The following is a 9,798-nucleotide window of genomic DNA, read 5'->3' as shown; positions in this document are numbered from 1 at the left end:
GGCCCTGCGCCGGGCCGCGCGCGCCTGGCCGCCGGCCGCCCGGTTGCTGGCCGCCGCCGACCCCGCCGACCCTGGCGGCCCCACCGGCCTGGAGCTGTCCGACGAGGAGGCCCGCGCGCTGCTGGGCGGCGCGGCCGAACGCCTGGCCGCCGCCGGCGTGCCCGTGCACTGGCCCAAGGAGCTGGTGCGCGAGCTGACCGCCGCGGCGGTCCTGGAACCCGCCCGGGACGGAACGCAGTCCTCGGCCCGGTCCCTGCTGGCATCCGGCGGCCTGCTGGACTTCCGCTGGCGGGTCGCTCTCGGGGACGGGGAACTCACCCAGGAGGAGCTGGACCGGCTGGTCCAGGCGCATCGGCCGATCGTGCGGCTGCGCGACCGCTGGGTGGTCGTGGACCCGGAACTGGTACGCCGGCTGCGCCGGGCCGCGCGGCCCGGCCGGCGGCGGCTGACCGCGATCGACGCCCTGGGTGCCGCACTGACCGGCACCGTCGAGGTGGACGGCGAGCAGGTCGCGGTGACGGCGGGGGGCGTACTGGAGGAGTTGCGGTCCCGGATCGCCGATCCCGAGGCCCGCATGGCGCGCGAGCCCCGGCAGCCGCCCGCGGCGCTCGTCGCGACCCTGCGCGCGTACCAGGTCCGCGGCCTGGACTGGCTGCACCGGATGACCTCGCTCGGTCTGGGCGGCTGCCTCGCCGACGACATGGGCCTGGGCAAGACCGTCACCTTGATCGCCCTTCATCTGCGCCGCCAGGAGCGCCCGGCCACCGCCGGCCCGACCCTGGTGGTCTGCCCCGCCTCGCTCCTGGGCAACTGGGAGCGCGAGATCCGCCGCTTCGCCCCCACCGCCGCGGTCCGCCGCTTCCACGGGCCCGGCCGCGATCTGGCCGGTCTCGCGGGCGGCGCCGGGGCCGGCTTCGTCCTGACCACGTACGGGACGATGCGCCGCGACGCGGAACGCCTCGCTGGGGCGGAGCAGTCCTGGGGCCTGCTGGTCGCCGACGAGGCCCAGCACGTCAAGAACCCGCACGCGCAGACGGCCCGGGCGCTGCGCACGATCCCCTCGCGGGGGCGGGTCGCGCTGACCGGCACCCCGGTGGAGAACAACCTGTCCGAGCTGTGGGCGCTGCTCGACTGGACCACCCCCGGGCTGCTGGGCACGCTGCCCGCCTTCCGGGACCGGTACGCCCGCGCCGTGGAGGGCGACCGCGACGAGCGGGCCGCCCGCCAACTGGCCGCGCTGGTCGGTCCGTTCCTGCTCAGGCGGCGCAAGTCCGATCCCGGTGTCGCACCGGAACTCCCGCCCAAGACCGAGACCGATCAGCCGGTGCCGCTGACGAAGGAGCAGGTCTCGCTCTACGAGGCGCTGGTGCGTGAACTCATGGCGGAGATCGGGGAGTCGGACGGTATGGCCCGGCGCGGCCTGGTGATGAAGCTGCTCACCGGCCTGAAGCAGGTCTGCAACCACCCGGCGCAGTTCCTGAAGGAACCCGGGCCCGGGCGGCTGTCGGGCCGTTCGGGGAAGCTGGAACTGCTGGACGAACTCCTGGACGCCGTGCTGGCCGGGCAGGGATCGGCCCTGGTCTTCACCCAGTACGTGGCCATGGGCCGGCTGATCGAGCGGCATCTCGCCGACCGGGGAGTGCCGACCCTGTTCCTGCACGGCGGCACCGCGGTCGCACGCCGCGAGGAGATGGTCGACGCGTTCCAGCGCGGCGCGGCGCAGGTGTTCCTGCTGTCGCTCAAGGCGGCCGGCACGGGGCTGAATCTGACCCGGGCCGGACACGTCATCCATTACGACCGCTGGTGGAATCCCGCGGTGGAGGACCAGGCCACCGACCGCGCCTACCGGATCGGGCAGACCCAGCCGGTCCAGGTGCACAAGCTGATCGCGGCGGGGACCGTGGAGGAGCGGGTGGCCGGCATGCTGCGGCAGAAGCGGGAGCTGGCCGACGCCGTCCTGGGTTCGGGCGAGGCCGCGTTCAGCGAGCTGAGCGACGGTGAACTGGCCGACCTGGTCGCCCTGCGCGGGGCACGGCCGCGCCGGCCGTAGTCACCCGCCGTGGCTGCCGGCTGCCGCACGCCGGACGCCGACCGCCGGCCCCGGACCGGGCCGGCCCGCCGGACGCCGCCCGTGCCGTCACCCGGTGCGTGCTGCTCGGGCCGTCGCGTCGCGTCCGGTGGGCCGGGGCGGTCAGTGGCCCTTCTTCTCCAGGAAGACCGGGTTGGTCAGCGCGGCCATCGGGCCGAACAGCAGCGCGTCGCCCATGGTGTTGCCCTGGCCCGGGGAGCCGTCGGGCATCGGGTGGCGGACCTCGGCGCGGACGTAGGCGGCGAGCGAGGCGGTCGTCCGCCACACCACCGTGCCGGTGCCGGCCGCGCTCACCGACTCCTGGTGCATCTGGCCCTCGTCGGTGATGAAGCGGACCGTACCGCTCGGCACGCCCTCGACGTCCAGCCGGATGTCCACCGGGGCGTCGGCCGGGACGCCCAGCGTCTCGCCGATGCCGGCCTGCTTGCCGTTCCCGCTGGCGGTGAAGGTCAGCTTGACGGCCGCGGACTCGGCGATCCAGTTACGTCCGGCCCGGATACCGGCCATGATCGAGTCGGTGGCCAGGTCGTCGGCGTAGACGACGTTGTGCGGCAGGCCGATCACATTCGGGTCGCTGTGGGCGTCGCTGTTGCCCATCGCGGGCAGCCAGCGCTTGCCGGTGCGGACCGCCTCGCCCAGCTTCTGGTCCCAGGTGCTGATCGCGTGTTCGTCGTCGTACGTCCAGGGGCCGGTCCACACCTCGGTGGCGTCGGCGTCCTCGAAGCCGAACTTCCACTGGCTGGCGATGTAGGCGCAGTACATGTGCGCGGGCACCACGATGCCGCCGCCCTTGCGCACCTGGCGGGAGAAGCGCTCGAAGGCGTCGTCGCGGGAGCGGTAGCGCCAGTCGATCCACTCACCGGCCGGCAGGCCGAGCGCCAGCCAGTGCCCGTTGCGGGTGGTGACCTCCTCGCCGGTGATGATCAGCAGGTCCGGTCCGGCGTACTGGCCCCACACCGCGTGCGAGGAGGAGGTGTTGTGGTCGGTGGAGACCATGAAGTCGAGCCCGGCGGCCCGTGCGCCGGTCGCCACGTCCACCGGCAGGTGCTTGCCGTCGGAGTAGACGGTGTGCAGGTGGCAGTCGCCGCGGTACCAGTCCCGGCCGCGGCCCTTGGCGCGCTGCGGCGGGTAGTTCTTCACGAAGGCGGGGCCGGGCGCACCGTAGGTGAGGGTGACCTGCACCTGGTAGTTCAGGCCCTGCGGCGCGACCTGGTAGGGGCCGAGCACGATGTGCCACGTGCCGGGGTTGACCGGACCGGGCAGGTAGCCGGGGGTGGCGTCGCTGTTGCTGATCGCGAACGAGGTGCGGAAACCGCCGGACCAGCCGCGGAAGCCGCGCCCGCCGAGCGCGGTCCCGCGCTCGTCGAAGATGCCGATGTCGCAGGAGTTGCCCGGGGTGCCCGCCGGAACGCCGGGCTTGTCGTAGGAGTACGACACGGCGATCTGCTGGACGCCCTGGGGGATCTCCACCGGGAGATAGACGAAGTCGGCGACGCCCGTCTCCAGGAAGCCGCTGATGACGCGGGTCACTTCGCCGCTGGTGGGCGGCTTGCCGCCGGACGTGGCGTCGGCCGCCTGCGCGAAGGAGACCGGGGCCAGGGTGAGGGCAGCCGCGCCGGCGATGCCGGCGGCCAGCACGTGGCGGCGGCCGAGCCGGGCCGTCGCGGCGTCGGCGGACGCGGGCTCGGGGACGAGCGGGTCGACGGTGTGCTCGCAATGTCCATCAAGGCACATGTTTGTCCTCAGAGAATTCGGTGGCTTATGCACGGAAGCTCTAGGGACCCTGAACGGGCGGTGCGAACAGCGGATGACCCGGGGGTGGCCTGCCCGGCAAGAGACGGTGGCAGGTGGGCGTGCGACCGGCGGCCCGGACCGGCCGGTGGGGCCGGCCCGGACCTCCTGATCACGCGCGGGTCATGCTGGGACGGGGCCGCGGCCGGACCGTGTCGGGGACGTGGTCGGGGCGCGGCCGGATCCGGATCAGACCAGGTCGAACCGGTCGAGGTTCATGACCTTGTCCCAGGCCGCGACGAAGTCGCGCACGAACTTCGCCTTCGCGTCGTCGCTCGCGTAGACCTCGGCGAGCGCGCGCAGTTCGGAGTTCGAGCCGAACACGAGGTCGGCGCGGCTGCCGGTCCACCTCACCTCGCCGGTGGCCGCGTCGCGGGCCTCGAAGGTGTTCGCGTCCTCGCCCGTCGCCGTCCACTCCGTACCCAGGTCCAGCAGGTTGACGAAGAAGTCGTTGGTCAGGACCCCGGGGGTGGCGGTGAGGACACCGAGCTTCGAGCCGTCGTAGTTCGCGCCCAGCACGCGGAGCCCGCCGACCAGGACCGTCAACTCGGGGGCGCTCAGCGTCAGCAGGTTCGCCCGGTCGAGCAGCAGGTACTCGGCCGGCAGCCGGTTGCCCTTGCCGAGGTAGTTGCGGAAGCCGTCGGCCTTCGGCTCCAGCGCGGCGAACGACTCCGCGTCGGTGTGCTCCTCGGTCGCGTCCACCCGGCCCGGAGCGAAGGGCACCTCGACGTCGTGGCCGGCGTCCCGGGCGGCCTTCTCGACCGCCGCGACACCACCGAGCACGATCAGGTCGGCCAGCGAGACCTGGGCGGCGCCCGCAGTGGCGTTGAACTCCTGCTGGATGCCTTCCAGGGTGCGCAGCACCGCGGCCAGCCGGTCGGGGTTGTTGACCTCCCAGCCGCTCTGCGGCGCCAGGCGCACGCGGGCACCGTTGGCGCCGCCGCGCTTGTCGCTGCCGCGGAAGGTGGCTGCCGACGCCCAAGCGGCGGAGACCAGTTGGGACACCGACAGGCCCGAGGCGAGGATCGTCGCCTTGAGCGCGGCGATGTCCGCGGCGCCGACCGTCTCGTCCGGCGCGGCCGGCAGCGGGTCCTGCCACAGCAGGGTCTCGGCGGGCACCTCGGGGCCGAGCAGCAGCGACTTCGGGCCCATGTCGCGGTGGGTCAGCTTGTACCAGGCGCGGGCGAACGCGTCCGCGAACTGGTCGGGGTGCTCGTGGAAGCGGCGGGCGATCGGCTCGTAGACCGGGTCGAAGCGCAGCGCCAGGTCGGTGGTGAGCATCGAGGGGGCGATCTTCCGCGCGGAGTCGTGCGCGTGCGGGACGGTGCCGGCCGCGGCGCCGTCCTTCGGCCGCCACTGGTTGGCGCCCGCCGGGCTCTTGAACAGCTCCCACTCGTAGCCGAAGAGGTTGTCGAAGAAGCCGTTGCCCCACTGGGTGGGCGTGCTCGTCCAGGTGACCTCCAGGCCGGAGGTGATGGCGTCGGCGCCCTTGCCGGTGCCGAAGGTGTTCCGCCAGCCGAGGCCCTGCGCCTCGATCGGGGCGGCCTCGGGGTCGGCGCCGACGTTGTCGGCCGGACCGGCACCGTGGGTCTTGCCGAAGGTGTGGCCGCCGGCGATCAGCGCGACCGTCTCCTCGTCGTTCATCGCCATCCGGCGGAACGTCTCACGGATGTCGCGGGCCGACGCGATCGGGTCCGGGTTGCCGTTGGGGCCCTCGGGGTTGACGTAGATGAGGCCCATCTGGACCGCGCCGAGCGGGCCTTCCAGCTCGCGGTCGCCCGTGTAGCGCTCGTCGCCGAGCCAGGTGGTCTCGGGACCCCAGTAGACGTCCTCCTCGGGCTCCCAGACGTCCGCACGGCCGCCGGCGAAGCCGAAGGTCTCGAAGCCCATCGACTCCAGGGCCACATTGCCGGCCAGGATCAACAGGTCCGCCCACGACAGGCTCTGGCCGTACTTCTTCTTCACCGGCCACAGCAGTCGGCGGGCCTTGTCGAGGTTCCCGTTGTCCGGCCAGCTGTTGAGGGGGGCGAAGCGCTGCTGGCCGGCCCCGGCGCCGCCGCGGCCGTCGCTGATCCGGTAGGTGCCGGCGCTGTGCCACGCCATCCGGACCATGAACGGCCCGTAGTGGCCGAAGTCGGCCGGCCACCAGTCCTGCGAGGTGGTGAGCACCTGGGCGATGTCCTGCTTCACCGCGGGGAGGTCGAGGGACCGGAACGCCTCGGCGTAGTCGAAGTCCTCGCCCAGCGGGTTGGCCACCGCGGGGTTCTTGGCGAGGATCTTCACGTTGAGCCGCTCGGGCCACCAGTCGCGGTTCCCGCCGCCCTTGGTGGGGTGCGGGGCGCGGCCGTGGTCGACCGGGCAGCCGCCTCCGCCCCCGCTCTCCGTCTTCGCGTCGACGACGATTGCATCATGGTTCTCAGACATGGAAATCCTTCCGGACCAGGCGGATCACGGTGCTCAGGGCTTGCGGGCGGCGGCACAGCCGGGCACGGGCCGCGCGGTGAGCGCGACGGCGGCCGTCACCCGCGGCTGTCCTCCGCGGGCCGGGGCCGCCGCATTCCCCCGCGGTGGCCCATCACGTCGTGGTCTCCTGCGGTACCGGAGTCTTCCCCGTCCCTTGGCTATCGCCGGAACCGATCCTACGATGGACTGAGTCCAAGTCAAGAAGTGCGCCAAAGGCAGATCTGATCAGAATCCGGACATCCGCTGTAACTTCGGTTTTCCGCCAAACCTGAATAGGTGACCCGATATGAGTGACCTGCTGGAGCGACTGCGAGGACGCGGCTGGCGAATGACGTCCCAGCGACGCGTCGTCGCGCAGGTCCTCGACGGCGACCATGTGCACCTCACCGCCGACGAGGTGCACGCCCGGGCGGCGCGGCGGCTGCCCGAGATCTCCCGGGCGACCGTCTACAACACCCTCGGCGAGCTGGTCTCCCTCGGTGAAGTGATAGAGGTCACCACCGACGGCCGCGCCAAGCGGTACGACCCCAACGCGCACCACCCGCACCAGCACCTGGTGTGCTCCCGGTGCGGCACCGTCCGCGACGTCCACCCGACCGGCGACCCGCTGGCCGACCTCCCGGCGGAGGAACGATTCGGCTTCACGGTCTCCCAGGCCGAGGTCACCTACCGCGGCCTGTGCCCGGCCTGCGCCTAGGCCCTGTCCGGGCGGTGCTGTCCGCTCCGCGGAGAACCGCTTGTCCGACCCGGGGGAACTGCGGCAGCATGCGGGGATGCCAGCCCTGCTCCGTACTGAGGCCGTGATCCGCGCCCGGTTGCTCGACGTGCGGTCCTGTTTCGTAGCCCTGGACGTCAGCCGCGGCGACCGGATCTTCCGCAGCACCACCGTGATCCGGTTCGCCTGCGCGGAACCCGGGGCGGAATCGTTCGTGGAGATCGAGCCTGCCGTGCTGCACCGCGTCGAACTGAACGGCCGGGCGCTCGACCCCGCCGTCGTCGGGGCCAACCGGTTGCGACTGCCCGACCTGGCCGCCGAGAACGAGCTGCTGGTCGACGCCGACATGGCCTACTCGCACACCGCCGAGGGCCTGCACCACTTCACCGACCCGGCCGACGGCGCCGGTTACGTCTACGCCTCGTGCGGGCCCGACCTGGCCCCGAAGATCTTCGCCTGTTTCGACCAGCCCGATATGAAAGCCCCGTTCACCTTCACCGTCACCGCACCCGACGGCTGGACGGTGATCGGCAACGGCTCGGCCGACCAACGCGCCGACGGACGATGGGAGATCGCCCCGGTCGGGCCGATCTCCACCTACTTGACCACCCTGGTCGCCGGCCCGCTGCACGCGGTCCGCGCCGAACACGACGGCATCCCGCTCGGGTTGTACGCCCGCCGCTCGCTCGCCGCCGAACTCGACCGCGAGGCACCGGACTTGTTCGAGGTGACCCGCGCGAGCCTCGATCGGCTGCACGAACTGTTCGAGGAGCGCTACCCGTTCGGCGGCTACGACCAGGCGTTCATGCCCGAGTTCAACTGGGGCGCGATGGAGAACCCGGGCTGCGTCATCTTCCGGGACGAGATGCTCTTCCGCTCGGCGCCGACCGACGCACAGCGCACACTGCGCGCCGTCGTGGTGTGTCACGAGATGGCCCACATGTGGTTCGGCGACCTGGTCACGCTCGGCTGGTGGGACGACGTATGGCTGAATGAGTCGTTCGCGGAGGTGCTCGGCTACCGGATCGCGGCCGAAGCCACCCGGTACACCGACTCCTGGACGCTGTTCGCCGCACGCCGCAAGAGCTGGGGCTACGACGCCGATCAGCGCCCCACCACCCACCCCGTCGCCGCCACCGGCGCGACCTCCGCCGCCGAGGCGCTGTCCGGCTTCGACGGCATCTCCTACGCCAAGGGCGCCTCGGCGCTCCGCCAACTGGCGCACCGGCTCGGCGACGAACGGTTCTTCGCCGGCCTCAACGCCTATTTCGCCGCCCACCGTTGGGGCAACGCGGACCTCGGCGACTTCCTCGCCGCGCTGAGCACCGCCGACTCCAGCCCGGACGTGTCCGACTGGGCCGACCTGTGGCTGCGCACCAGCGGCGTGGACACCCTGCGGATCGAGGTCGAGGCAGCCGACGGCGCTGTCACCTCCGCCGTGCTGGTCAACAACGGCAGCCGCCCGCACCGCGTGCGGATCGGGGTCTACGTGTGGGACGGGGCGGCGATCACAGCGCGGCAACGGCTGGACGCATCGGTCGACCCCGGGGGCCGCACTCCGCTGCCCGAGCTGGCCGGCGCCCCCCGCCCCGCCCTGCTGCTGCCCAACGACGGCGATCTGACCTGGGCGCGCATCCGGCTCGACGAGCAGTCGGCGGCCACTGTCGCCGCTTCGCTGTCCGCCGTCCGTGACGAACTGGCCCGGGCCGTCCTGTGGGAACACGCCCGCCACCTGACCCGCTCCGCCGAACTGCCGGCCGACCGCTATCTGCGCATGGTCGCCGACCACCTGCCCGTCGAGACCTCGGACAGCGTCCTCGAGGCGGTGCTGACCTTCGCCACCGACCATGTCGTCGCCCGGTACCTCGACCCGGCCGACCGCCCCGCCGCGCTCGTCCTGCTCGGCGACACCGCGCGGGCCGTCCTGACCCGTCCGGACGCCGGACGCGGTCTGCGGATCGCCGCCCTGCACGCGACGATCGCCACCGCGACGGGAGACGACCGGCTCGCCGAGCTGACCGGCTGGCTCGCGGGCCGCGACCTGCCGGGCGGGCTCCCCTTCGACGCCGACCTGCGCTGGGCCGCGCTGGCCCGGCTCGCCGCGACCGGAGCCGCCGGCGAGGAGCAGATCGCCGCCGAGCAGTCCTCCGACGCCAGCGACACCGGTGAGCAGGGCGCCGCCCGCGCCCGCGCCGCCCTCCCGGACGACGCCGCCAAGGACCGGGCCTGGCGGCGGCTGTTCACCCCCGGCGCGCTGTCCAACCGGCTGCTCGCCGCGACTGCCGAGGGCTTCTGGCGTTCCGGTGCACCGCAGCGTCAACAGGACTATGTGCGACGGTACTTCGAGCAGATCCCGGCGGTCGGCGACCGCGGCGGCGCGGTCGTCAAGGCGCTCGGCCAGGGCCTGTTCCCGACCGGCGCCGCCACCGCAGACACCCTGCGTGCGGCCGAGGCGTGCCTGGCCCGCCCCGACGTGACCCCGCTCCTGCGCCGCCACCTCGCCGACGGCCTCGACGACCTGCGCCGCGCCTACGCCCACCGGCTCTGACGGCGCCCGCCTCCGGGCCGCGGCGGCCGGCCCGAATCGCAGGTCAGGGCGGAAAAGTGTTCTTTGCGAAGGCTTCAGGCGCCGGGCAGGCGATGTTCCCCGGAAGCCGGGCAGACGTTCTCACGACGCGACCCGAGGGAGGCACCTGTGCCCGAAGTCCGAACCGAAGCTGAGGCTGAGGCTGAAGCCGGA

5 protein-coding genes are annotated in these 9,798 nt (G+C 72.9%); 3 read left to right on the top strand and 2 right to left on the bottom strand.

The window, feature by feature from the left end; all coding sequences use genetic code 11:
• Positions 1-2,050 (top strand): DEAD/DEAH box helicase (locus GA0115240_RS26425; RefSeq protein ID WP_093740367.1); only part of this gene is annotated, 2,050 nt, incomplete at its 5' end.
• Positions 2,051-2,191: 141 nt separating this feature from the next.
• Here the strand turns inward: GA0115240_RS26425 and GA0115240_RS26420 are convergent.
• Both GA0115240_RS26420 and katG read right to left on the bottom strand, forming a co-directional pair.
• The gene (locus GA0115240_RS26420; RefSeq protein WP_161302471.1) at positions 2,192-3,823 is read right to left on the bottom strand and encodes a CehA/McbA family metallohydrolase; all 1,632 of its coding nucleotides are present in this window, start codon (positions 3,821-3,823) and stop codon (positions 2,192-2,194) included.
• Between the two features lie 246 nt (positions 3,824-4,069).
• The gene (gene katG / locus GA0115240_RS26415; protein ID WP_093740365.1) at positions 4,070-6,304 is read right to left on the bottom strand and encodes a catalase/peroxidase HPI; all 2,235 of its coding nucleotides are present in this window, start codon (positions 6,302-6,304) and stop codon (positions 4,070-4,072) included.
• Between the two features lie 325 nt (positions 6,305-6,629).
• Here katG and GA0115240_RS26410 point away from each other — a divergent pair, with 325 nt between their 5' ends.
• A complete protein-coding gene (locus tag GA0115240_RS26410) occupies positions 6,630-7,040 on the top strand; it encodes a Fur family transcriptional regulator (protein WP_093740363.1) in 411 nt (136 codons plus the stop codon).
• A gap of 76 nt (positions 7,041-7,116) precedes the next feature.
• Entirely contained in the window at positions 7,117-9,606 is a 2,490-nt protein-coding gene (gene pepN, locus GA0115240_RS26405) for an aminopeptidase N (RefSeq protein WP_093740361.1), read from the top strand.
• Positions 9,607-9,798: the final 192 nt, after the last annotated feature.

This window comes from Streptomyces sp. DvalAA-14 (assembly GCF_900091855.1).
Lineage (GTDB): Bacteria > Actinomycetota > Actinomycetes > Streptomycetales > Streptomycetaceae > Actinacidiphila.
Note: the sequence above shows the minus strand (reverse complement) of the source record. Positions and strands in the feature narration are given on the sequence as shown.